This is a genomic window from Pseudomonas sp. JV241A (genome assembly GCF_900275665.1).
In the GTDB taxonomy this organism is placed as follows: Bacteria; Pseudomonadota; Gammaproteobacteria; order Pseudomonadales; family Pseudomonadaceae; genus Aquipseudomonas; species Aquipseudomonas wadenswilerensis.
Genome location: NZ_OPYO01000033.1, coordinates 26,805 through 50,315 on the forward strand (window position 1 = coordinate 26,805; position 23,511 = coordinate 50,315).

The 23,511-nt window shown below is 64.0% G+C and carries 23 protein-coding genes and 1 pseudogene; 12 read left to right on the forward strand and 12 right to left on the reverse strand.

Going from position 1 to position 23,511, the window contains the following annotated elements; translation table 11 throughout:
• Nucleotides 1-2: 2 nt before the first annotated feature.
• Together JV241A_RS27750 and JV241A_RS21845 are read right to left on the reverse strand one after the other, a co-directional pair.
• Nucleotides 3-77: pseudogene (locus JV241A_RS27750) on the reverse strand (hypothetical protein); the annotation flags it as partial.
• Nucleotides 78-177: 100 nt separating this feature from the next.
• Nucleotides 178-1,455 carry an acetyl-CoA C-acetyltransferase gene (locus JV241A_RS21845; RefSeq protein WP_134064431.1) on the reverse strand — a complete coding sequence of 426 codons (1,278 nt, stop codon included), beginning with the start codon at nt 1,453-1,455 and terminating at the stop codon, nt 178-180.
• A 117-nt stretch (nt 1,456-1,572) separates the two neighbouring features.
• On the opposite strand from JV241A_RS21845, the gene JV241A_RS21850 reads away from it, so the two are divergent.
• The 7 genes from JV241A_RS21850 to JV241A_RS21880 all read left to right on the forward strand — a co-directional run bounded on the left by JV241A_RS21850 (nt 1,573) and on the right by JV241A_RS21880 (nt 7,957).
• The gene (locus tag JV241A_RS21850) at nt 1,573-2,925 is read left to right on the forward strand and encodes a 3-oxoacyl-ACP reductase (protein ID WP_134064433.1); all 1,353 of its coding nucleotides are present in this window, start codon (nt 1,573-1,575) and stop codon (nt 2,923-2,925) included.
• 2 nt (nt 2,926-2,927) lie between these two features.
• Nucleotides 2,928-3,782, forward strand: a complete 855-nt coding sequence (locus tag JV241A_RS21855) for a MaoC/PaaZ C-terminal domain-containing protein (protein ID WP_115088942.1) — start codon at nt 2,928-2,930, stop codon at nt 3,780-3,782.
• Between the two features lie 60 nt (nt 3,783-3,842).
• Entirely contained in the window at nt 3,843-4,148 is a 306-nt protein-coding gene (locus JV241A_RS21860; RefSeq protein WP_115088943.1) for a MazG-like family protein, read from the forward strand.
• The gene (locus JV241A_RS21865; RefSeq protein WP_115088944.1) at nt 4,145-4,894 is read left to right on the forward strand and encodes a methyltransferase domain-containing protein; all 750 of its coding nucleotides are present in this window, start codon (nt 4,145-4,147) and stop codon (nt 4,892-4,894) included. Before JV241A_RS21860 ends, JV241A_RS21865 begins: the two co-directional genes overlap by 4 nt.
• A gap of 23 nt (nt 4,895-4,917) precedes the next feature.
• Entirely contained in the window at nt 4,918-5,553 is a 636-nt protein-coding gene (locus JV241A_RS21870; RefSeq protein ID WP_134064435.1) for a DUF4136 domain-containing protein, read from the forward strand.
• A gap of 19 nt (nt 5,554-5,572) precedes the next feature.
• Entirely contained in the window at nt 5,573-6,133 is a 561-nt protein-coding gene (locus JV241A_RS21875) for a DUF4136 domain-containing protein (RefSeq protein WP_115088946.1), read from the forward strand.
• A gap of 99 nt (nt 6,134-6,232) precedes the next feature.
• Nucleotides 6,233-7,957 carry a pilus assembly protein TadG-related protein gene (locus tag JV241A_RS21880; protein ID WP_240047895.1) on the forward strand — a complete coding sequence of 575 codons (1,725 nt, stop codon included), beginning with the start codon at nt 6,233-6,235 and terminating at the stop codon, nt 7,955-7,957.
• Here the strand turns inward: JV241A_RS21880 and JV241A_RS21885 are convergent.
• Both JV241A_RS21885 and JV241A_RS21890 read right to left on the reverse strand, forming a co-directional pair.
• A complete protein-coding gene (locus JV241A_RS21885) occupies nt 7,942-10,641 on the reverse strand; it encodes an ATP-binding protein (RefSeq protein WP_134064437.1) in 2,700 nt (899 codons plus the stop codon). The genes JV241A_RS21880 and JV241A_RS21885 overlap by 16 nt on opposite strands.
• A complete protein-coding gene (locus JV241A_RS21890) occupies nt 10,638-11,081 on the reverse strand; it encodes a TadE/TadG family type IV pilus assembly protein (RefSeq protein WP_115088948.1) in 444 nt (147 codons plus the stop codon). The genes JV241A_RS21885 and JV241A_RS21890 overlap by 4 nt, the downstream gene beginning before the upstream one ends.
• Before the next feature lie 75 nt (nt 11,082-11,156).
• On the opposite strand from JV241A_RS21890, the gene JV241A_RS21895 reads away from it, so the two are divergent.
• Nucleotides 11,157-11,627, forward strand: coding sequence for a prepilin peptidase (locus tag JV241A_RS21895; protein ID WP_134064439.1), 471 nt, complete (start codon nt 11,157-11,159; stop codon nt 11,625-11,627).
• A gap of 128 nt (nt 11,628-11,755) precedes the next feature.
• Nucleotides 11,756-12,544, forward strand: a complete 789-nt coding sequence (locus JV241A_RS21900; RefSeq protein ID WP_166675733.1) for a response regulator transcription factor — start codon at nt 11,756-11,758, stop codon at nt 12,542-12,544.
• Nucleotides 12,545-12,631: 87 nt separating this feature from the next.
• Here the strand turns inward: JV241A_RS21900 and JV241A_RS21905 are convergent, their stop codons facing one another.
• The 6 genes from JV241A_RS21905 to cpaB are packed head-to-tail and all read right to left on the reverse strand — an operon-like array spanning nt 12,632 to nt 17,941.
• Nucleotides 12,632-13,519 carry a type II secretion system F family protein gene (locus JV241A_RS21905; protein WP_115088951.1) on the reverse strand — a complete coding sequence of 296 codons (888 nt, stop codon included), beginning with the start codon at nt 13,517-13,519 and terminating at the stop codon, nt 12,632-12,634.
• A 1-nt stretch (nt 13,520) separates the two neighbouring features.
• Nucleotides 13,521-14,402: a type II secretion system F family protein gene (locus tag JV241A_RS21910; protein ID WP_134064441.1), complete on the reverse strand. Its 882-nt coding sequence runs from the start codon at nt 14,400-14,402 to the stop codon at nt 13,521-13,523.
• Entirely contained in the window at nt 14,399-15,667 is a 1,269-nt protein-coding gene (locus JV241A_RS21915; RefSeq protein ID WP_010221716.1) for a CpaF family protein, read from the reverse strand. The genes JV241A_RS21910 and JV241A_RS21915 overlap by 4 nt, the downstream gene beginning before the upstream one ends.
• Nucleotides 15,664-16,854: a pilus assembly protein gene (locus tag JV241A_RS21920; protein ID WP_115088953.1), complete on the reverse strand. Its 1,191-nt coding sequence runs from the start codon at nt 16,852-16,854 to the stop codon at nt 15,664-15,666. The genes JV241A_RS21915 and JV241A_RS21920 overlap by 4 nt, the downstream gene beginning before the upstream one ends.
• Nucleotides 16,851-17,003, reverse strand: coding sequence for a hypothetical protein (locus tag JV241A_RS27505; protein ID WP_166675734.1), 153 nt, complete (start codon nt 17,001-17,003; stop codon nt 16,851-16,853). The genes JV241A_RS21920 and JV241A_RS27505 overlap by 4 nt, the downstream gene beginning before the upstream one ends.
• 20 nt (nt 17,004-17,023) lie before the next feature.
• Complete coding sequence (gene cpaB, locus JV241A_RS21925) at nt 17,024-17,941, reverse strand: Flp pilus assembly protein CpaB (protein WP_134064443.1); 918 nt, start codon at nt 17,939-17,941, stop codon at nt 17,024-17,026.
• A gap of 316 nt (nt 17,942-18,257) precedes the next feature.
• Between cpaB and JV241A_RS21930 the strand changes: the two genes are divergently transcribed.
• Both JV241A_RS21930 and JV241A_RS21935 read left to right on the forward strand, forming a co-directional pair.
• A complete protein-coding gene (locus JV241A_RS21930; protein WP_134064445.1) occupies nt 18,258-18,470 on the forward strand; it encodes a Flp family type IVb pilin in 213 nt (70 codons plus the stop codon).
• A 61-nt stretch (nt 18,471-18,531) separates the two neighbouring features.
• Nucleotides 18,532-18,939, forward strand: coding sequence for a response regulator (locus JV241A_RS21935; protein WP_115088956.1), 408 nt, complete (start codon nt 18,532-18,534; stop codon nt 18,937-18,939).
• 42 nt (nt 18,940-18,981) lie between these two features.
• On the opposite strand, the gene JV241A_RS21940 is transcribed toward JV241A_RS21935, so the two are convergent.
• A complete protein-coding gene (locus tag JV241A_RS21940) occupies nt 18,982-20,649 on the reverse strand; it encodes a POTRA domain-containing protein (RefSeq protein WP_134064447.1) in 1,668 nt (555 codons plus the stop codon).
• Between the two features lie 98 nt (nt 20,650-20,747).
• The gene (gene pbpC, locus JV241A_RS21945; RefSeq protein ID WP_115089512.1) at nt 20,748-23,054 is read right to left on the reverse strand and encodes a peptidoglycan glycosyltransferase PbpC; all 2,307 of its coding nucleotides are present in this window, start codon (nt 23,052-23,054) and stop codon (nt 20,748-20,750) included.
• 152 nt (nt 23,055-23,206) lie between these two features.
• Between pbpC and JV241A_RS21950 the strand changes: the two genes are divergently transcribed.
• Nucleotides 23,207-23,500: a hypothetical protein gene (locus JV241A_RS21950; RefSeq protein WP_038997361.1), complete on the forward strand. Its 294-nt coding sequence runs from the start codon at nt 23,207-23,209 to the stop codon at nt 23,498-23,500.
• Nucleotides 23,501-23,511 lie beyond the last annotated feature (11 nt).

A 23,511-nucleotide genomic window follows, 5' to 3' on the forward strand; every position in this document is an offset into this window, starting at 1 on the left:
GGCTACAGGCGCAGCTCGCCCGGGGTGAAGCCGAACAGGCCCTTGAAGGCAGCGATGTAGGCCGAAGAGGCGTCGTAAGCGCAGCCATCGACCACCCGTTCCAACTGATCGTCTGCTCGATCATGGCCGAGCACTACGCCAACCGCCCGGCCCCGGTGGCCAGTCAGTCGGTACGGGTCAACGCTCGATGATCGCCGTCACGCCCTGACCGCCAGCGGCGCAAATCGAGATCAGGCCACGGCCCTTGCCGGCGGTGGCCAGCAACTTGGCCATGTTGGCCAGAATGCGCCCCCCGGTGGCCGCGAAGGGATGCCCGGCGGCCAGTGAGCTGCCCTTGACGTTGAGCTTGCCGCGGTCGATTGCACCCAGTGGCGCGGCCAGGCCCAGGCGGGTTTTGCAGTACTCGGGGTCTTCCCAGGCCTTGAGGGTGCACAGCACTTGCGCGGCGAAGGCCTCGTGGATTTCGTAGTAATCGAAGTCCTGCAGGGTCAGGCCATTGCGCGCCAACAAGCGCGGCACGGCGTAGGCCGGGGCCATCAACAACCCTTCGTGACCTTTGACGAAATCCACCGCGGCGGTCTCGCCATCGACCAGATAGGCCAGCACCGGCAAGCCACGCTCACGGGCCCAGTCTTCGCTGCCCAGCAGCACCACCGAGGCGCCATCGGTCAACGGCGTGGAATTACCTGCGGTCAGCGTGCCCTGCCCGCTGCGGTCGAACACCGGCTTGAGGCTGGCGAGTTTCTCCAGGGTCAGGTCCGGGCGCAGGTTGTTGTCGCGGGTCAGCCCCAGGAAGGGAGTAAGCAGATCGTCATGCCAGCCGTCGGTAAAGGCAGCGGCCATGTTCTGGTGGCTGCGCAGGGCCAGCTCATCCTGCTCCTGGCGTGGGATCTGCCAGGTCTTGGCCATCTGCTCGCAATGCTCGCCCATGGACAGGCCGGTGCGCGGCTCGCCGTTGCGCGGCAACTCGGGTTTGAGGTGACCGGGGCGCAGTTTGAGGAAGGCCTTGAGCTTGTCGACGGTAGTCTTGCCACGGTTGGCCTGGAGCAGGATCCGGCGCAAGCCTTCGCTCACCGCGATCGGCGCATCGGAGGTGGTATCAACGCCACCGGCAATGCCGCAGTCGATCTGCCCCAAGGCGATTTTGTTGGCTACCAGCAATGCCGTTTCCAACCCGGTGCCACAGGCCTGCTGCAGATCGTAAGCCGGCGTTTGCGCTGATAGCCGCGAGCCGAGCACGCTTTCGCGGGTCAGGTTCATGTCGCGAGAATGCTTGAGCACCGCTCCCGCCGCCACTTCGCCCAGGCGCAGGCCATGCAGGCTGTAGCGTTCGATCAGGCCCTCAAGCGCGGCAGTGAACATTGCCTGGTTGCTGGCGGTGGCGTAAGGGCCGTTGGAACGGGCGAAGGGAATGCGATTGCCGCCAATGATGGCGACCCGGCGCAGTGAGCGCATGCGTGATGTCCTCTTTTTCCCTAATGGTCCGCTACAGCGTAGGTGTTTTTTCTGCGGTCGAACGACCAATGGCCAATCATGGTCCACACTTTGAAGCTATTTCAGGGAGAACCGCACATGAGCGACCGCTATATCGACTTCGCCAACTCCGACCTTGGACGCCGCCTGGTGGGTGCCGTCGGCCTGCCCAGCCCGGCCCGCCTGGAGCGCTGGGAAGCCGGCCGTCTGCGGCCGATCGAAGGCGCGCTGCTGCTGGGTGGCGGGCCGCTGGCGAAGACCATCGAAGCCTTCGCCAAGCGCCTGACCGACGAGCTGTACAGCTTTGCCAGCCCTGAACTTGAGGCCAACGAGTGGGTGGCCGGGCTCGGGCCCAAGCTCAAGGCGGTGGTGTTCGATGCCAGTGAACTGGACGATATCGACCAGCTCAAGCAACTGCGCGAGTTCTTTCAGCCGCTGCTGCGCAGCCTGGCGCCCAGCGCTCATATCGTCATCCTCGGCCGCGCCCCGGAACAGCTCGACGACCCGCTGGCGCGCGTTGCCCAGCGTGCCCTCGAAGGCTTCAGCCGCTCCCTGGCCAAGGAGCTGCGCGCCGGCGGCACCCTGCAACTGCTGTATGTGAACGAAGCGGCCGAGGACCAGCTTGAAGGCGCCCTGCGTTTCTTTCTTTCACCGAAAAGCGCGTTCATCTCCGGCCAGGTACTGCGCCTGGAGGCCTGCGGCACAGCGGTGCAGGACTGGAGCCGGCCGCTGGCGGGGCGCAAGGCACTGATCACTGGCGCGGCCCGGGGCATCGGTGCGGCGATTGCCGAAACCCTGGCCCGCGATGGCGCCGAGGTGATCCTGCTCGATGTGCCACCGGCCAAGGCTGACCTCGAGGCCCTGGCCGCGCGTTTGGGCGGGCGCAGCCTGGCCCTGGACATCTGCGCGGCGGACGCCCCGGCGCAGTTGCTCGAAGGTCTGCCCGACGGCATCGACATCGTCGTGCACAACGCCGGCATCACCCGCGACAAGACCCTGGCCAACATGACCCCGGAGTTCTGGGACTCGGTGCTGGCGGTCAACCTCAAGGCCCCGCAATTACTGACCCAGGCACTGTTCGACAGCGGCGCCCTGCACGACAACGCGCGCATCGTGCTGCTGGCCTCGATCAGCGGCATCGCCGGCAACCGTGGCCAGGCCAACTACGCCGCCAGCAAGGCCGGGCTGATCGGCCTGGCCCAGGCCTGGGCGCCGAAGCTGGCCGAACGCGGCGCCAGCATCAACGCCGTGGCCCCCGGGTTTATCGAAACGCGCATGACCGCGGCCATCCCTTTCGCCCTGCGCGAGGCCGGGCGGCGCATGAGTTCGCTGGGCCAGGGCGGCTTGCCCCAGGATGTCGCCGAAGCGGTGGCCTGGCTGGTGCAGCCGGGCAGCGGCGCGGTCAATGGCCAGGTGCTGCGGGTCTGCGGCCAAGCCGTGATGGGGGCCTGAACATGACCCGAAAATGGATTGAGCTGGGCAACACTGCGGCGCTTTCCGGGCTGTACCTGCGCGCCGCGCGCAAACGCAAGATCAGCGGCGACAGCCTGCCCGCCACTGGCTTGCGTTGCCACCTGAACGTCGATCCGCAGCAGTTGCAGGCCTACCGCAAACTTTGTCACTTCAGCGACGACGGGCGCCTGCCGCCCACCTTCCCGCATGTCATGGCCTTCGCCCTGCAAATGCAGTTGCTGACGGCCAAGGACTTTCCCTTCCCGTTGCTGGGGCTGGTGCACCTGCACAACAGCATTCGCGTCGTGCGGCCCCTGGGCGGCATCAGTCGCCTGCGTTTCAGCGTGCATGTGGACAACCTGCAGCCCCACGAAAAAGGCGGCACCTTCGAGCTGATCACCGAAGCCGAAGACAGCCTTGGCCTACTCTGGTCCGAGACCAGCCGCATGCTCTGCCGGGGTTTGAAACCGGCCGGCGAACCGGCCGCGGTCGAAGCGCCTGAAGCCCTGCCCTTGAGCGAACTGACCCGCTGGTATGCCGACAGCGATATCGGCCGGCGCTACGCCAAGGTCTGCGGCGACTACAACCCGATCCACCTGAGCGCCGCCAGCGCCAGGCTGTTCGGTTTCCCCACCGCCATTGCCCATGGCATGTGGAGCAAGGCCATGGCCCTGGCAGCCTTGCGCGGGCATCTGCCGGTCAGTGGATATGAGATCGAGGTGGACTTCCTTAAACCGGTGCGCCTGCCCAGCGAGGTGATCCTCAATGCCAGCCCGACGGCGGCCGAGGGCCAGTTGCAACTCGACGGCCATGGCGAGCTGGTGCACATGCGCGGGGCCTGGCGGCCATTGAGCTGACAGCACCCCTTGCGTTGCGACGGCGCCCGCCTGAAGCTATGCCGCTTGAGGAGAGCCCCGATGAACCTGCAAGAACTGACCCAACGCCTGCACCGCATCCGCGACAACAACGACTGGCGCGGCTTTCACAGCCCAAAGAACCTGGCCATGGCCGCCAGCGTCGAGATGGCCGAACTGGTGGAAATCTTCCAGTGGCTGACTGAAGACCAGTCGCGCCAGCTGCCGCCCGAGCAACTTGAGCACGCCGGGCAGGAAGTCGGCGATATCGTCCTTTACCTGTTGCTGCTGTGCAGCGAGCTGGGCCTGGACATGGAGCAGGTAGTCAAAAGCAAACTGGCCGACAGCGAAAGGCGTTTTGCCAAATGAACGACCGTCATTTCGATGAACTGGCCACCCGTTTCGCCGAGAAAATCTACGGGGGTGCCAAGGGTGCGATCCGCCTCGCGGTGCTTCAGGCCGACCTGGCCGAAGCCCTGCCCGAGCGCCCGCTGCGGGTGCTGGATATCGGCGCGGGCCTGGGCCATATGTCTCTGTGGCTGGCGCAACGCGGACATCAGGTTACCCTGGCCGAACCCGCCGCACCGATGCTCGACGGTGCCCGCGAACGCTTTGCCGAAGCCGGCCAACAGGCCACTTTCATTCAGGCCCCCTGGCAGGACCTGCTCGGCCAGCTGACTGAACCCTATGACCTGGTACTGTGCCATGCGGTGCTGGAATGGTTGGCCGAACCCGAGGCCATCCTGCCGGTGCTGCATCAACTGACCCGTGCCGATGGCTGGCTGTCGCTGGCGTTCTACAACCGCGACGCGCTGGTGTACCGCAACCTGCTCAAGGGCCATTTCCGCAAACTGCGCAGCAATGAACTGGCCGGTGAAAAGCAGAGCCTGACCCCGCAAAAACCACTTGATCCACGCACGCTCAAGGCGCAACTTGAAGACTTGTGGAAGGTCGAAAGTGAAAGTGGTGTACGGGTTTTCCACGACTACATGCCCCGCGACTTCCAGGCCAAGGCCGAACTGCTCGACCTGCTGGAGATGGAGTTGGCGCATCGTCGTCATCCGGCTTTCGCCGGGCTGGGCCGCTACCTGCACTGGATCTGTCGACCGCGCTGAACCGCGCCCGCCGGGAGGGTGACATGCCGTACCGTTTGACCCTGGGCCTGCTGTGCCTGGCCCTCGCCGCCTGCCAGGGCAGCAACCCCTACGTCGCCAGTTCCCGGCCATTGCCGCCGGCGCCGGCACACGCGGCCAACACCTTCGATGCCAGTGCCTACCCCGCCGCGCCGCGCGACTATGCCCGCTACCGCAGCTGGGCCTGGCGCGACGGCCAGTTGCCGGCTGGCAGCACCTATGCAGAACCCGCCCAGCTGGCCGACGCCGTAAGCAATGCCCTCGACCAGCGCGGCCTGCGCCCGGCACGCAACGGACAAGGCGGGGATTTGCTGGTCAGTGCCGACCTGCGCCTGGAACGGCGCCTGCGCCAGGTTCGCGAAGACTACTACCCCTATGACGCCTACCCTTATGGCGGTTACGCTGGCTACGGCAGTTACGGCCGCTACCACAACGGCTACGGGGTCTACGGCAGTGTCCCGCTGGTGCGTACCTACGAGGTCGAAGTAATGGTGGTGCGCGTTGACCTGTATGACGCCCGCGACGGCCAGCCGGTATGGAGCGCCAGCGCCGAAACCGCCAGCCAGGATTCCCAGGGCAAGCGCGCCGATGCCTTGCGTGAGTCGGTGCAAAAGGCGCTGGCCAGCTATCCTCCCAGTTAAAGGCAATCGGAGAACCATCATGTTGCGCCGTCTCGCTTTACTCTCGTTAGTGCTGTTGCTCGGCGCCTGCCAGAGCGGCAACGTTACCCAGGACTTCGATGCCAGCCGTGACTTTGCCGCCTACCGCAGCTGGGTCTGGCAGGAGCCGGGGCTGCAGTACCGCCCGGACGATCCGCGGATCAAGAGCGACCTCACCGAACAACGCATCCGCCAGGCGGTGGCCGGCCAACTCGACCAGCGCGGCCTGCGCCCGGCCCCGGGCAACAGCCGCGGTGACCTCAAGGTCCAGGCCTACCTGATCGTCGAAAACCGTCAGCAACAAATCACCACCAACTACGGCGGCGGTTGGGGTGGCTACTGGGGCGGCTACTGGGGTGGGCCGATGTACAACGAAACCCGCAGCGTCGACTACAAGGTGGCAACCATCCAGGTCGACCTGTTCGATGCCCGCGATGGCAAGCTGGTGTGGCGCGGCAGTGCCGAACAGATCATGAACAATTACCCGCCAAGCCCGGAAGAACGCAACACGGCGATCCAGAACACCGTCGCCAAACTGATGGGCAACTACCCGCCACGTTGAGCCTCACCCGCCAGTCGCCATGCAGGCGACTGGCCATTATGTTGACTACACTTCTCGCACTGCTGCCCCGCGCGGCCATGGGCCGGCAAAGGAGTGCTCGTGTCTTCTCGCTTTCCAGCACGGCAACGTGGCGCTATCGGGCTGTTGGCTGCCCTGACCCTGGGCATGGCCCTGGTGTTCGTGCTGATGGTGGTTGACACCGGCAGGCTGTTCCTGGAGCAGCGCAAATTGCAGCGGGTAGCCGACATGGCGGCACTTGAGGCCGTCAATGGCAAGGGCACTTGCCTGCCGACAGGTCCCAGCGCACAGACGCTGGCAGTGCGGGCAGCGACCCGCAATGACCATGCCCCAGGCGCCAATCACAGCCTGCAGGTGGAATGTGGCAGCCTGCAGACCGGTGCCGGCAGCTTGCGCGTGTTCACTGCCGATTCCACCAAGGCCGATGCGGTCCGGGTGACGGCCGGCATTACCCTGGAGACCAGTATTGCCGCCGGTATCCGCTCGCTGGTGGCCTCCGCCACCTTTGACCCCAGCACCCGCCTCAGCGCCCAGGCAACCGCGGCCCAGCCCGGTCCGCCGCTGGCCCGCCTGAACATTCGCAGTACCTTGCTGAACATCGACTCGTCACGTTCGGCGCTGCTCAATACACTGATGAGCACATTGCTGGGCAGCCAGGTCAATTTGAGCCTGGCCCAGTGGCAGGGCTTGTTGCAGGCCGACGTCAATCTGCTCAACTACCTCGATGCCCTGGCGATCAAGACCCAGGTCAGCGCAGGCAACTACACCGAACTGCTGGGCAAGACCCTCAATGTCGGTGAAGCCCTGAAGGTCATGGCCACGGTGGCGGCGCAGAACAATCCGCTGGTGGATGTCAGCGGCCTGAACCAGCTCGGTGTGCAGGCCGGGAATGCAGGGGGCATTGTCCTGGGCGATTTGCTCGATATCCAGAATGGCGGCTCGAGTGCCGGGCTGGACGCAAATCTGCAAGCCCTGCAATTGGTCCAGGGCATGGTGCAACTGGCCAACAGCGCCCATGGTGCCGAGGTCAGCCTGCCGGTCAACCTGCTGGGCCTGGCCAATATCTCGACCCGGGTAAAAATCATCGAGCCGCCGCAGTTTTCCGCCCTGGGCAATCCGGCCAAAGCCACGGCAGACCCAAAAGATCCCGAGCAGATCTATGTTCGCACCGCCCAGACGCGCATCCTGATCAAGGTCGACCTGGGACCGCTGCTCGGAGGCATCAACCTGGGGATCATCCAGGTATTGCCCAACCCCAGCCTCGACGTGGGCTTGGCGGTCGGCAGCGCCAGCAGCCATGTCACCGGCTATAACTGCGGCTCGGCCGCCAGCAAGAGCCTGACCGTGCGCAACGAGGCAGCAGCGGTGAAAGTGCTGATCGGCACAATCAACAGCAGCAACTTCTTCTCATCGGTCAAGCCGGTCGACGCCAGCCCGCTGGTGCTGCTGAAGGTGCTGGGAATCGACATCGGCCTGGGCGCAAACTCACCGCTGTTCAGCCAGGGCGAATCTTTCACCTACCTCAAGCCACCTGAGCTCGAACAAGACTCGGCCAACCACCTGCTCAGCTCGAAGAATATCGTTGCCAGTGTGCGCAGTACCCTGCAGGGCCTGGAGCTGACGCCGCAGATCCCGCTGGTCAGCCTGTTGCTCAACACCGTTTCAGGCTTGATTGGCACTTTGCTCGGTTCGCTGCTCGACCCGATCATCAACAACCTGCTGATGCTCCTGGGTATCGACCTGAACCAGGTGGAGATTGGTGCCAACCTCAGTTGCCACAGCGGTCGCGCTCAACTGATGATCTGAGCCCGTGGCAGCTCGATGCAGAACCGCGCACCCAGCTCACCATTCTCGACACTCAGGCAGCCGCCCATGGTGTCAATGATGCCGTAGCTCACCGACAGCCCAAGGCCAGTGCCGACCCCCACCGGCTTGGTGGTGAAGAACGGCTCGAAGATGCGTTCGAGCAAACGCGGTTCGATGCCGCCGCCGTTATCCTCGACCAGTAGCCGCACCTGCCGCGCATCGCACTCAAGACCCAGGGCAATCCACGGCTGCACGTCGCGTTGCTGCTCCCGCCGGGCCAGCAGGGCATCGCGGGCGTTGACCAGCAGGTTGATCAGCACCTGCTCCAACTGATCCTGATGGCCAGTGACCTGCGCGTCGTGCTCAGGAGGCTGCACGCGCAGTTCCACACCCTTGCCGCGCAAGCCGTCAGCTAGCAACGACAACGCCCCCTCAACGGCCTGCCAGGGCGCGAACAGTTGCTGTTCGACTTCCGAGCGCCGACCGAACACGCGCATATGGTCGACCACCTTCGAGGCGCGCAGCACCTGGGCATCGATGCGTTTGAGCTTGTCTTGCAGGTAGTCGACCTGGACCTCGCCGCTTTCCAGGCGCTTGAGCGCATTGACCACGGCCATGCGCATCACGTTGAGCGGTTGGTTGATCTCGTGGGCAAGGCCGGTGGCCATTTCACCGAGGGTGGCCATTTTCGCGCTTTGCAGCAGTTGCTGCTGGGTGCGCCTGACTTGTGTGTTGTCGCGGCCCACCGCCTGGATTTCCTGTAACTGGCCATGCTCGTCGAACAACCCGCGATCGGACCACACCCACCAGGCATGCTCGCGCCCCGGTAATTGCAGGCAAATCTCTGCGTTGCTGACCGGTTGCTCTGGCGTCAGCCCGGCCAGGCGCTCGACAAAGGCCTGGCGCTGCGCCTCGGACAGCCATTGGCCAAGGTTCAAGCCAGCCAGTTGCGCGGGTGAACACTCCAGGTAATCGGCCAGCGGCTGGTTGCCGAACACCAGGCTCAGGTCGGGCCGGTAGCGACAGATCATCGCCGGGGAGTCCTCGACCAGCACCCGATAGCGTTCCTCGCTCTGACGCACTTTTTCCGCAGCGGCGGTCGCCTCGCTGACATCCAGCCAGATGCCCACCACCTCGACCGGCAGGCCCAGGTCATCACGCAGCAGACGCGCTTCATCGAGTACCCAGTGATAGCCCCCTTGATGGTCACGCAGGCGATAGCGACTGCGACTAGAGCCTTCGCGTAACAGAATGCGGGTACGCTCCAGCCACAGTGGCTGATCGTCGGGATGCAACCACTGGCCAGGTTGCAGAGGCTCGTCCGCCCGGGGCTGCCAACCGAGCAGCGGCTCCAGGCTGGCACTGAAGAATTCCGACAGCAACGCCCCCTCGTGGTAACGCTGGACGTAGATGACCGCCGGTGAACTGGCGATCAGGTTTTCCAGGCGCGCCTGGGCAGCGCTGGCCTGCAGCTGCTGCGTCTTGATATCGCTGATGTCGAGCATGAAGCCCTGCACCCGCCGGTTACCGCCGCTGCCGTGCACCTGGCCGCACACCCGGTACCAGCGCGGCTGCGCCTGGGCGTTGTGGTCGAGCAGGCGCAGGTTCAGTTGCACGGCGCAGCCCTGGCGTTGCAGGTCGCCAAAGGCCAGCTGAGTCGCTTCCCGGTCTGCCGGGTGCACGCGGCTCAGCCATTGATTGACCGTCAGCGCTGGCGGAATGCCCAGGCTCTCGGCCAGCGCCGGGTCCAGGTGCAACTGCGGCTCATCCAGACGCCACTGCCACCAGCCAGCCCCCAGTTGCAGTTGCAGGCTGTCCAGGCGCTCGCTTTGCTGATCCAGTTGATGCGCAGCCAGACGACCGAGTAGCGGCTCGACAAAAGCAGCGGCAACCAGTAATGCATCCAGCGCTTGCAGGACCTCTTGCGGCTCGACACAGATCAGCCAAGCCTGATTGACCTGCCCTTGCGCATAGGCCAGCAGATAGGTCGACAGCCCCGGCAGCAAGTCCTGCAGGCCAGGCTCAGTGGCGCTGCTGATCATACTGGCGGGCAGTTGACGATCCAGCACAGGCGCAAGCTGTTCATCACGCGGCCAGTGCAGCGCGTCGCCACTGCAAGCGTAGGTTTGCCAGCCCTGATCCGTTTGCACCAGCACCCGCGCGCCCCTGGCCCGCCAGTGCCGTACCAGCCAGTTGAGCTGCTCTTCGGCCACCACCTGCAGGCGCTCGATACTGCAGGCGCGCAAGGCGCAGGCCAGGTGCGCGGTCAGGTGCTGCTGGCGCTCGGCAGCCAGGGCTTGCTGGCGGTGCTGCAACAAGTCGCCGATGTCGAACAGTTGCAGCAACCAGCCACCGCTTTGCGCCAGCAACCAGCCGCGGGTGTGCAAGGTACGCCCGCCAGCCGCCTTGAAATCCAGTTCCAGTGGTTGGCCCTGCCAGTCTGGCGGCTCGCCTTCGAGCACCAGCAGGCTGTAGGGCTGCACGTAGTCGTGCAGACGCACGCCGGCCTGGGTCGGCAACGCCAGCACCGAGCGCAGCGGGCCTGCCAGGCGTAGCACGCGGGCGGAACCATCCAACCAGAGTTGCAGGCCCACGGCAGGCACATCGGCCGGTTGCGGCACTGGCTCCTCGGCTGGCGCGGCGCGCCCGCGCCAGCGCTCGAACAGACTATGCCCGCCACTCACAGCTGCAGGCTCGCTTCGGCCTTGAGGCTGGCGGGCAAGCGCGGTACTTCACCGATCCCCGGCAGGTCCAGCACCGGCAACACCGAGGTCAGCTTGGCTTTGGCGTAATCGATCTTCACTGTCAGCAGCTTGCCGGAGGTGAGCGTGACACTGGCATCGCTGTTCACCTGGAAATTCAACGACGCCGGCATCCACGCCAGTTGCTCACCGAGCACGCGCTTGGCCAGCGTGTTGACGTCAGCGCTGTGGGTCGCGCTGGCGGGGTCCAGCGCCACGCAACGGCGCACCGCTTCGCTGCTGGCCTGGTTGAACGATTGCAACATCAACATTGGCAAGCCGTAGCTGACCACCCCATAGAAGGCCGCGAAAAAGATCACGAATACCGCGACGAACTCGAGGGCTGCCGCACCTTTTTGCCGCTTGCACAGGCTTGCTTGCATGATCGCGTCTACCCTGACAGTGACACCTGAAAGACAGCATAGAATCATTCACCACAAAGGGATGGCCTTTCGCCAATGCAAAGCATTGTTCTGCTGCTGTGGCTTGCCTTGTGCTCTGAACAAGATCTGCGCGAACGTCAGATCGCCAATACCCTGACCCTCGGCGCCGCGGCGTGTGCGCTGATCTACCTGTTCGTTACCGGACACACCTGGATCGGCGCCGATGCCAGTGAAGGTGGCTGGGCGCTGGCCATCGTCATGCTCCTGACCCTCCCCGGCTACATGCTCGGCCGCCTGGGCGCCGGCGACGTGAAATTGCTCGGTGCCCTGGCCCTGGCCACCGATCGCATGCACCTGCTGGGCACGTTTATCGGTGCCGGTGTAGCCGTCGTTGCCTGGCTGCTTGGCCGTCGCTGGCTGTGGTCCCTTTTAAGTCAGAAGGTTAAGAACCGCCTGAAGCAACTGAGCGAAGAGTCGTCAAAAAAACAGCCTTTCGCGCCGTTCCTGCTGGTCGGTTTTTTACTGGCTGCGGTATGGATCCATTAGTCGAATGCTGCGTGCAAATGGATGCGCCCACCTTGTACATAGCCCAAAAGTGCGACTACTTTCTAGTGTGTGCCGGATGGATCCAGGCTCAGCCTGGTTGAGGGAACATAGAGGCGAACAGCAGGGAGTTGCATGTGAACAAATCAGTCAGTGAATTAAAGGTGCTGGTGGTGGACGACCTGCCACTGATCGTCGAAGAGTTGTGCGAATTTCTCCAGAGCAGTGGATACCATTGCGTGCCCTGCCACTCCAGTACCCAGGCCATCGAACAGTTCAGTGCCGATCAGGAGATCGCGCTGGTGGTGTGTGATCTGCATATGCCCGACTACGATGGCCTGGAACTGATGCGTGCGCTCAAGGCCATTGCCGGGCCGCAGCGGCTGTTCGAAGCGATCATGCTCACCGGCCGCGCCAACAAGCAGGACGTGATCAAGGCGCTGCGCGAAGGCTTTGCCGATTACTACCAGAAACCGGTCGACCTCAGCGAGCTGCTCGAAGGCGTGCAACGCCAGGAGGCTGCCGTGCTGGAACGACGCAGAAGCTACCAGCACCTGGGTGACCTGAACCAGAAGCTGCAGTTTTTGGCCGACTCGATCGACGACCTCTACCAGGACCTGGACAAGGCCCGCGGGCTCGGCGCCCACCGCCGCGCCACCGACGTCGACCCCGAAGTGGAACCCGACAACCTGCCAACCCTGTTCAACAAGCTGTCACCGCGCCAGCTGGATGTGGCGCGGCTGGTCAGCAAGGGCAAGACCAACTACCAGATCGCCTGCGAGCTGGGCATCACCGAAAATACCGTCAAGCTCTACGTGTCCCAGGTGCTGCGCCTGACCCACATGCACAACCGCACCCAACTGGCGCTGGCGCTGTCTCCCAGCACCTCGCCCCTTCATCAACGTGTCACGGCGCACTGAGTGCAGCGCCGGTGTCAGACGCAGGCGGCTCGCCAGGTTGACCTGCGCCAGGAGGTTGTCGTCGCTGCCTTCGTGCCTTGCTCCCGCTCATGAACCCAATGCCCTGCCCAAGGCGCTAAGGCCGGGACCGGCCAACACGATCAGCAAGGCCGGAAACAGAAACACCATCATCACCATCGACATCTTCCCGGACATCTTCGAAATCCGTTCCTGCATGCGTGTCAGCCGACGGTCATCGAGCAGTTGCTTGAGCGCCAACAGCGACTTCATTGCGCCACCGCCCTGGGTCAGCAATTGCTGGAGAATCACGCAGGTGTCGCTGAACTCGTCGACGCTGAGCAACTGCGCGGTTTTCTCAAGCTCCGCAGCCAAGGCCAAACCGGAGTCGACCCGCAGCAGAATCGCCCGCAACTCCTCGCTCAACACTGGCAACAGTTGTCGCGACTCCTGACTCAGGACACGCAAGGTTTGCTCCACCGCCAGGCCCGACTCGAAGAGAATCCTCAGCAAGGGTATGAAGGTCGAAACTTCGCCGGCGACCTGTTGCTGGCGACGCACAGCGGCCCGCGCCAGCAGGCGTTTGGGCAGCAGATAGCCCACGCCCATGGCGCAAAACGGCACCACCAGCCACGGTAACTGGCTATCGCGGTACAGACTCTCCTGCAGCGCTACGCCCAACCCCAGGGCGAGGAACGGCACGCCAACCTGGCAAGCGGCAAACAGCGCCCGTTGCCGACTCCGCCGCCAGCCCATGCGGTCAAGCAGCAGACGGGTCTCACTATCCAGATTCAGCGAACGCTGGCCCAGCCGGCTGCTACCGATCTGTTGCAGCCAGTTGCCCAAGCGGTTCTCACTGCCAAGCTGGCCCTGCAGACGCCGAGCAACCAGGCGCTGGCGACGACGCTGGTGCAGCAACTGGCCTGCCAGCAAGACAAATGCGGCGAAGAACATCAGGGCACAGAGCAACCAGGCCATTTCAGATACTCCGTAACATGCGCCACAACATCAGGCAGCCCACCACTTGCAGGATAAACGCGCCGAGCAGCAGGAACTGACCGTTGCCGTCCTGCCACATAGCCAGCAAATAGTTGGGGTTGCTGATCAGGAAATAGCCGGCCATACCCACCGGCAACAGGCCCAGGACAGTCGCAGTCATGCGGGTTTCACCGGTCATGGCGCGCAGTTGACGGCTACCCTGCTCGCGCTCGCGAATCAGCTTGATCAGGTTCTCCAGCAGCTCGCTGGCGTTGCCGCCGTAGCGATGATTGATACGCAGGCCCAACGCGAACAGGCGCAGCTCATCCTGTTCATACAGTTCGGCCAGGTCGCTCATGGCATCGTCCAGGCTGACGCCCATCTGCACATTGCGCCGCACCCGCTGCAGAGCGCCATGCAAAGGATCACGCGATGCATCGATTGCCCCCAGCACGGCATCGTTCAAGGTTCGCCCGGCCTTGAGGCTGCGCACACTGTGATCGAGCAACACCGGCAACTGTTCGATCATCCGCTGCACCCGTCGACGATAGCGCCAGCCCAGGTACAACCAGATCAGCAACGGCGCAAGCAGCACCAGCCCGACGCCTGCAGCCCACCCCAGGATCCGGCCACACAGCAGCGCTGTCAGCAGGCCGATCGCCAGCCATATCAGCAGCCGGTCATTGCGCCGCTCGATACCGGCACGCTGCAACAGGCGGTCCAGCCAGTCGCGGCGACTGGGCGACAGCGCCGAGGACTCCTGAACCTGGCCAAGACGCTGCAGGATCCGCTCCTCACCCGACTTGCGCATGCCGCTGTAGAACAAGCGCACCGATACCCCCAGCAAGGCCAGGCAGATCAAGCCAAGTACTGCGGCAATCACGGCTGCAGTTCCGAATAGTCGCGGCGCAGCTTGTCGCCGGCAGGGTTCGGCGCCTCCCGCAAGAAACCCTCGCCGTTGTGCCGATCGAGACGGAACAGGGTATTAGTGACGTATACATCATCGCGCACCCCGACTACCTCCAACACCTCGCTGACACAGCGGCGGCCATCGGCCAGACGGGTCAATTGAATGACCACATCCAGTGCGGCGCAGATCATCTGCCGCAGGGTTTTCTCGGCCACTTGGCGGCCGGTCAGGCCGACCAGGGTTTCCAGACGCAGCAAGGCGTCCTGGGCGGTGTTGGCATGTACGGTACTCATTGAGCCGTCGTGACCGGTGTTCATCGCGGTGAGCACATCGAGCACTTCGACGCCACGGATCTCGCCGAGCAGAATGCGGTCGGGGCGCATCCTCAAGGCGTTGCGGATCAGCTCGCTGGCCTTGATCTCGCCATGCCCCTCGGCATTCGGCGGACGGGTTTCCAGACGCACCACGTGAGGGTGATCGAGCTGCAGCTCGGCCACGTCTTCGATGGTCACCAGGCGCTCGCGGGGCGTAATCAACTGGCTGAGGATATTCAGCATGGTGGTCTTGCCGGTGCCGGTGCCGCCACTGACCAGGATGTTGCAGCGCCGTGCCACCGCCAACTGGATGAAGTCGAGAATGCCCTGGTCGATGGTCCGGGTGGCCAGCAGGTCGGCGCTCTTGAGCATGTCCTTGCGAAACTTGCGGATCGACAGGCACGGGCCGTCCAGCGCCACCGGCGGAATGATCGCATTGACCCGGCTGCCGTCGGGCATGCGCGCATCGACCATGGGTGACGATTCATCCAGGCGCCTGCCCAAGGGCGCGAGAATCCGTTGCATGACCCGCTCGACATGGTGGGCATCGATAAAGCGCAGATCCGTCTGCTGCAACAGGCCGGCCCGCTCGATGAACACCCGGTGCGGGCCGTTGACCAGGATTTCGGTGACGCTGGCATCGCGCAACAGCACTTCAAGCGGACCGAAGCCGGTCAGTTCGTCGACGATTTCCTCGGCCAGGCGTTCCATCTCGTAGCGCGACAGGGCCAGGTGCAATCGGGCGATATAGTCGCCGACCTGCTCCACCACGAATTGCGCCAGGGCCGGGCGCGAGCCTTCGAGCAGGTTGCGCCCGCTGTCCTCGATGGCGTCGATGATGTAACGATGCAAGGCACGCTTGAGCCCTTGCGGGTCGGCCCCCAGATTGTGCCGCGGGCCGCCGAACAGTTCGTCACCGCTCATTTATGCCCCCATAACCGATTGAGCCAGTTGGCGCTGACCACCGGGTTGCCCTCGGAGCGGCGCGCCAGCCGTTCACCGAGCGCTTTCAAATGTTGGGTGAGCTGCTCGCGCGGCGCCAGTTCGAACAAGGTCAGGCCCTGGTTCTTGGCATTCAGGCGCACCTCTGGGCTGTAGGGCAAGACCCGCAGAACCGGCAAGCCATAGCGCTTGCCCAGGGCTTCGGAGTCCGGCGCGACGCCGCGCAGGTAGCGGTCGACCAGCAGGCTGGCGTGTTCGAGCTTCATGCCCTTCTCGCGCCATTGGGTCAGTACCTCCAGGTTGCGCCGGCAATCGAGGACGTTCTGGTCGGTGTACCAGATCAGCTTGTCGCAATGGCTGACGAAGGTGCGCAGGGCTTCGCTGTCAGCCTGCCCGGTCAGGTTCACGACGATGTGCTGGAAATGCTGGCGCAAGGCGCTGAGCAGCATGTACAGCTCCGCCGCGCTGGTGCGCTCCAGCGGTTCGTCGGTCTCGGCGTAGGCCAGCAGGCGCAGGCCCGAGCTTTCACGCGTGAAGGCGCTGTCGATCAGGGTATTGTCGAGCCGGCGCAGGTGGCGCAGGGCATCGCCGAAATGAAACGAGGCTTCCAGGCCGAGCAATGCCAGGCTGTCACCACGAGGCACGCCAAGGTCCAGCAGCAACGTTTGCTGGCCGCTGGTTTGCACCACCCGCGCCATATGGGTGGTCAGCAAGGCGCCATCTGCGGTGCACTGGGCGCCATAGAGTACCGTCAGCCCCCCAAGGCTGGGGTTGCTGGTTACTGGCGGCAGGCGTTTGCTCAAGCGCCGCACCAACCCTGCGACCTCACTGGAGCGCGAGCCATAGGCGACAAAGTCCCGCGCCCCGGCACGCATGGCATTGAGCACCAACTGGTTGTCCATGCCATCGCCCAGGGCGACGATTGCCAGCATCGGTTTGGCTTCCAGCACCCCCTCGATCAGTGCGCACTGATTGACCACCTGCTCACGATCCAGCCCCACGAACACCAAACTGGCAAAGGTGACATCGACCAGCGCCAGCAACTCGTCAAGGCTGCCGCTGCCGGCGCCCACCACCTGCCCCAAGGGCGCCAGCGCACCTTGCAACCACTGCAAGTCGCCATCGTTGCGGGTAATGGCGAGGAAGGTCTGGCTCAGGTTTTCACTCATAGGGATAACCCGCTGCGACGCTCGAAATCGCTGTTTTCGAGGAACACCAACCGGCCCCGGATCGGGTCGTGCGCCATTGGCACCTGCGGCGCAGTGCACGGCAAGGCACAGAGCATCTGCTTGATTACCCGCTCGGAACGACTGCTCATTGAAGGGCATCCTTGCTTGGTCAGGGAGTGGGCTGTCTGGCTTGATTTCCGCGGATGATTTCTATGCCGCGCGACGGCGCGACGCTGGCCACCGGCTGGGCGGCTGGTGCCTGGGCAAGCTGACTGAAGCGATAGAGTTTGCGATTGGCGCTATCGACTTCCTTGCCGCTGGCTTTGGGGTCCGCCCAGTAGCGGGCCAGGCGCTTCTCTTCGGCGCTGCGTACGGCCAGGCGCAAACTGCCGGCCTGGGCGGCAAGCAACAAGCGGCTGGCCAGTGCCTCGGGAACGGCAAGCACTACCGTGCGCGCAACATGTGACGGTTGCTGCGGCTGGCTCTTTTCATTCACTGGCGGCTGCGCGGGCTTGCCGTCATTGGTCAGGCCCAACTGTTCGCCGACACTGAGCAGACGCAGTGCAGGCAGTATCACCTGAGCCGACGCTTGCGGGTTGCGGGTCTCTTCGCGCAGAAACAGCAAGACATCGACATAGTCGCCCGGACTCAACTGCCCGGCGACACCCACCACCTCATCCACAGCTACCGCCAGCGCGCGCTCATGGGGGTGGATCATCCGTGCCAGCGGACCACCGGCGTCAAAGCTGCCCTGCTCCAGCCAGGTTCCAGCACTCAACGCGCGCCAACTGCTGCGCCCGAGCACTTGCTCAGGGGTCTGGAAACTGCCGGGCGGCGCCACCTGCAAGCGTTCTACCACCAGGTCGTCTGCCGTCAGCGGCACATACGCGGCAACATCGCGACGCAACACCACCACCGGCTTGCGCAGTTCGTCAGCGGCGTCTTGTGCCACTTGCTCAACGGGCGCCGGTACAGGTGCGGCAAGCGGTTCACTGGGTGAGCGGCTAAGGGCCAGGCCCCAGTAACCGGCCAGCAACGCGCCGAGCAGAAAAAAGCCTGCGAGGATGATGGTAATGCGACTGCTCATGCCGGTCCTCCTTCCCCTCAGCGTTCTTTCGGCCCTTTATGTGAAATGGCCCACAGCACTGCAGTCGGAAACAACTATTTCGCTATTTGACGGTAGCGTAGCTAGGACAAAATGCCATTACCCGTCAGATTTTTTTCCGTCGCAAAACCGGCAGCACCATAAAACAACAGCTTATTGGCGCCGACATCTGGTTATAACTTTAGTATTAATCCCTTCTTACATTTGCCGAAGTATGACCCGTTGACGATGCTGTGATGGCAAAGGGGAATCATCCAATACCCCTGCCACCTGCGCCTGCGGCGCAAGGAGAAATGCCATGCCTCTTTCCCGTGTCCTCAAAAGCTGCAAAGAATTCTTCTACCGCAAGGATGGCGCCTCCGGCATTGAGTACGCGATTATCGCGGCAATGGTCGCGGTAGCGTTGACGGCGTTCATTACGCCTATTTCCACCAATGTCACTGGAGTCATGACCAAGGTTGAAAATGCGCTAAAAGCCCCACCAGCTTCGAGCAGCGGTGGTAGCAATTGACGAATGGATTCATGGGTTCACGCTAACGTACTGAACAACGCCTCCATCACAGGACTGCCTTATGCCTACCTCTTCCCCCCGTCAACAGTTGCTCCTGGTGGATGACGAAGAGGACGCCTTGCTGGAGCTTGCCGAATTGCTGGAGGGTGAGGGGTTTTGCTGTCACACGGCTACCTCGGTCAAACTCGCCCTGCAACAGCTCACCCGCCACCCGGACGTGGCCCTGGTCATCACCGACCTGCGCATGCCCGAGGAAAGCGGCATATCACTGATCAAGCGCTTGCGCGAACACACCGCGCGCCAGCACCTGCCGGTGATCGTCACCTCCGGGCATGCCGACATGGACGACGTCAGCGACCTGTTGCGCCTGCAGGTGCTGGACCTGTTCCGCAAGCCGATCTACCACACCCGCCTGCTGGAAACCCTGGACAACCTGTTCCCCAAGCCGCGGATGCAACTGGTGCAGTAGAAGCATCGCGGGTCAAACCCGCTCCCACAAAGTAGGAACGGCCTACAGCTGAAAACTGAAACTCAAACTCACCCGCGGTTCCCGGTCAAAGCTGTCGAGGGCGACGTCCGACAGCGGCTTGGCCAGTTCCAGCGCCATGTTGTAGAAACGCCCATCACCGATGCGCAGCCCCACTGCCACTGATGACAGGTGCGCATCGCGCAGGTCCACTTCATTGAACCAGGTGCGCGCGGTATCCAGCACGCCGTAAGGTTGCAGCAGCCTCACCCAGCGACCATCCCCGTTGAAGCTGTAGTTCACCTCATACGCCAGGCCCCAGCCTTTGTCGCCCAAGGCCTGGTCGGCGGGGTAACCACGGGCGAAGCTCTGCCCGCCGAACACCACCCGCTCGCTGTCGGGCAGGCTGTCACCACTCCAGTACAAGGCCGCCGACGCCACCCCCTGCCAGTTGCCGAACAAGCGGTCGCTCTGCAACCCGGACAGGCGCAAGCGGAGGAAATCCAGGTCAAAGTCGCTGTTGGTTTTCGCCCCCAGGTAATCGAGGCCCTGATAGGCACCGCCACTGACAATCCGCAGCTGGCCGGCATCGGCCTTGCGCCACTCACCTTCAAACCCCAGGGCGCGCACGTCGGTGCGATTGCTGAGCCGCAGGGGCGCACCGACCGCGCGATACACGACATCGTCATTGACCATGTAAAAGCGCGCAGCAACGTTGAGCGATTCACCGGGCGCGGCCAGTAGCACCTGGCTCAGGCCGGCCGAGAAACGGTCATTCTCGCGATGGGCCTTGAGCTGGGTGCCATCGCCGAGCAGCACCTGGGCACTGGGGTCGCTTTCGTAACGCGACGCCGACAGGTGCAGCTGGCTGCCCTGATCGTCCAGGTATTGGGAATAATCCAGGCGGAAATAGCTTTCGTGATCCTCCCCACGCGGCGCCAGGGTCGTGAAACTGAACTGTTCAGCGAGCGCCGTCTGCGCGTTGCTGCTCACGGCGAGTAACGCCTGGGGATCATCACGGGTGCCATCGGTGACGGTCAGGGTGCCGCTCAAAGGCCGACGCGTGGCCTCGACGATCAGCTGGCTGGTGCCACTGCCGGCATCTGCCGGCGACAACCGCGCCTGTACGCTGAAGCCCGGCAGGCGACTCATCAGGGCGACATAGCGCTCGAAGGTCGCGCGGGTCAGCGGCCGCTCGGCTTTGAGCCTGCCCACCAGTTTTTCCACATAGGCCGCCGCCGGGCCAACGTCGCCGTGCAGCTCGAAATCGTCGATGTAGCCTTCGACCAGGACCACCCGCACCCGACCATCGGCGAAGTCCTGCGCGGGCAGATAAGCATGGGACAGCAGGTAGCCGTCCTGCTGGTAGCGCTGGGTCAGCCGCTGGGTGGCGTCGATCAGTTCGCCCAGGCTGACTTCACGGTTGATCAGGCCCTGATAGTTATCGCGCAGATCACTCAACGGATAGATGCTGCCGCCTTCGAAACGCACCTTGCGCAAGATGATCCGACTGCCGCGCAGCAACGGCTGGGCCTGGGTGACCGGGATGGGCAGCAGAACCCCCGGGTTACTCGGCCGATAGGCATCGGCCGGCAAGTTTGGGGCGGGCAGGTTTCGTTCGATTTCGTGGCTGTCGAGAAAGCGCGGCAGGGGTTCGCTACTGGCCACGCTCGTCCAGGACAACCCAACAATCGCGACAGCCAACGCACGCATCGGACACTCCATGATCCCGAACAGTACAAGGCCGCCAGGGCGGCGGCCTCGTCAATCCAAGCGTAGGTGCTGGCCCCGGCATCGTCTAATCCGCGCTGTCACTCGTTGACCTGGAACTCGACCCGGGCGGTTTCACCGCTTTCATCCAGGGCGCTCAACTCGAAGCGCCCGGCCTGATCGAAGCTCGCCGTGAGGTTTTCCTGACCGTTGGTTTCGCCCAGCGGCGCGCCGTTGAGGAACCACCAGTGCCGACCGTTACCGCCAAGGGCCGAGACCTTGAATCGCAACGGCTCGCTGCTGGTGGCCGGACGGCGCAACTGATCGCCCTGACGCACACCGACGATGGACAACGGCGGCGCACTGGGCGGCACCTGCGGTGGGCACTGCGGATCGACCTTGGGCAAGCGCGCCTCGCGGCGTTCAACCCGCGGCAGCCAGGGTTCCAGTGGCGACGGCCACAGGGCGATTTCCCGCGCCTGGGCGCCGGCGCACGTGGCATCGACGCGCAAGCCCTGGGCGTTGACCCAGACGGTCTCGCGCAAGCCGACGCTCAAGGGTTGGTCCTGGGCCAGCAGGGTCGGCGGCGTGGTGCCATCCAGGGTCCAGGCGAAGCGCTGGCGGCGGCAGTTGGGGTCCTGGCGGGCCATGGGTTGCCCCAGCGGCCAGCAGATCGCCGCCACCCCCACGTTGGCTGGCACCGCCGCCACCGATGTGGTGATGCCGCGCTGGCTGTCGCGGTTACTCAGCACGTCATGCACCTGCAGCATCAACGGCGCCGCCGAGGCCAGGCCGAACTGCCCCGGCACCGGCGTGCCATCGGGGCGGCCGATCCAGATGCCAATCAGGTAGCGCGGCCCCACGCCGATCGACCAGGCATCACGAAAGCCATAGCTGGTGCCGGTCTTCCAGGCCAGTTGCGGCCGCTGCACCAGTTCGGCATGAGGGTCGCGATCCGGGCGTGCCTGGCCGCTGAGAATACGGCGGATGATCCAGGCACTGCCCGGCGAGAGCAGACGCCGCTCAAGCAAGGGATCATCCGGTTGCAAGCGGATCGGCGCGCTCAGGCCATCACGGGAAAACGCCGCATAACCGCCGACCAGATCCTCCAGGCGGCTACCGGCACCGCCAAGAATCAGCGACAGGTTCGGCTCGGCCAGCGGCGGCAGGATCAACGGCACACCACCACTGCGCATCTGCGCGGCAAAGCGTTTCGGCCCGTAGGCCTCAAGCAGTTGCACCGCAGGCAGGTTCAATGACAGGGCCAGGGCGGAACTGGCCGCCACCGGCCCGCTGAAACCCATGGAAAAGTTGCCCGGCCGATAGTCGCCGTAACGTCGCGGGACATCCTGAAGCAAGGATTCGGAATGGATCAGACCGTCGTCCATGGCCATGCCGTAGAGGAACGGCTTGAGGGTCGAACCAGGTGAACGCAGGGCGCTGATCATGTCGACATGGCCAAAGCGGCGCTCGTCGTTGAGATCAACCGACCCCAGGTAAGCGCGCACCGCCATGTTCTGCGCCTCGACCACCAGAATCGCCGCCGAGGTACGTTCCGGCAGCCGGGCGCGCCAACCCAGCAGCAGGTCTTCCAGGCGCCGTTGCAAGGAGGCATCGAGGGTGGTGCGAATCAACGGCGGGCTGTGCGGGCGATTCAGGCGACGCGCCAACAGCGGCGCCAGCGCCGGCTCCTGACGCGGTGCCAGCAACAGCGGTTCCTCGGCGGCCTCGGCAACCCGCTGCTGCGGCCATACCTGATATTCGGCCAGGCGCTGCAGTACCTTGTCGCGCGCCGCCTGGGCGCGTTCAGGGTGACGATCCGGACGCAGGCGGCTGGGAGCCTGGGGCAACACCGCAAGCAACGCTGCTTCCGAAGGTGTCAGGTGCATCGGCGACTTGCCAAGATACGCCCAACTGGCCGCGGCGACGCCCTGCAAGGTGCCACCGAACGGCGCGCGGTTGAGGTAAATCTCGAGGATCTGCGCTTTCGACAGGTGCCACTCCAGTTGCGCGGTACGCCATAACTGGCGCAACTTGCCGGGCAGCGTACGCGAATGCGGATCGAGCAGACGCGCCACCTGCATCGACAAGGTGCTGCCACCGGACAACACCCGGCCACCGCGCAGGTTCTGCCAGGCCGCGCGCGTCAGCGCCAGCGGGTTGACCCCGGGGTGATGGTAGAACCAACGGTCCTCGTAGGTCAGCAACGCCTCCAGGTAATAGGGCGAAACCTGCTCGGCACTGACCGGGTAGCGCCACACACCATCGGCATCGGCAAAGCGCCACAGCGGCGTGCCGTCTTCGGCCAACACCACACGGGCGAGGTCATCCGCCGGCATCGGTAACGGCCAGATGCGGTCGGCGAGCCATAACAGGCCAATCAGCAGCAACGGGATGGCGAGCAGCAAGCCCAGTGGTTTTCTGATTGCGCCACGCAGGCGCGCTAAGATGTGCATCAGGCTCTCCTGGCGTAACAGCTACGCAGGGAACCGACCCGGCCAAGGCATGGCCAAAGGCTTGGCAACGGCGCATTCGCCGAATTGATCATCAGGAAGCAACTATGCATGTAGAAGGTTTTTTCGAGTGGCTCGGCCAGGCGCTGGGGGCGGTGATCCGTTTTATCGTCGACGGCCTGAGCGGGTTGTTCAACCTGCTGGCCAACGCCGGCGGCAATTTCATCGAGGGCCTGTCACGCACCCTGGGCATGGACACTTCGCTGGTCAGCATCCTCGCCCTGATCATCGGCCTGATGCTGCTGTACTCGGCGATCCGCGCCTTCATGCGCGCTTCGATCATACTCGGCATCATCTGGCTGGTGCTGGGTTTGTGGGTGCTGAGCTGGATCATTCACTGAGCAGCAGGAGC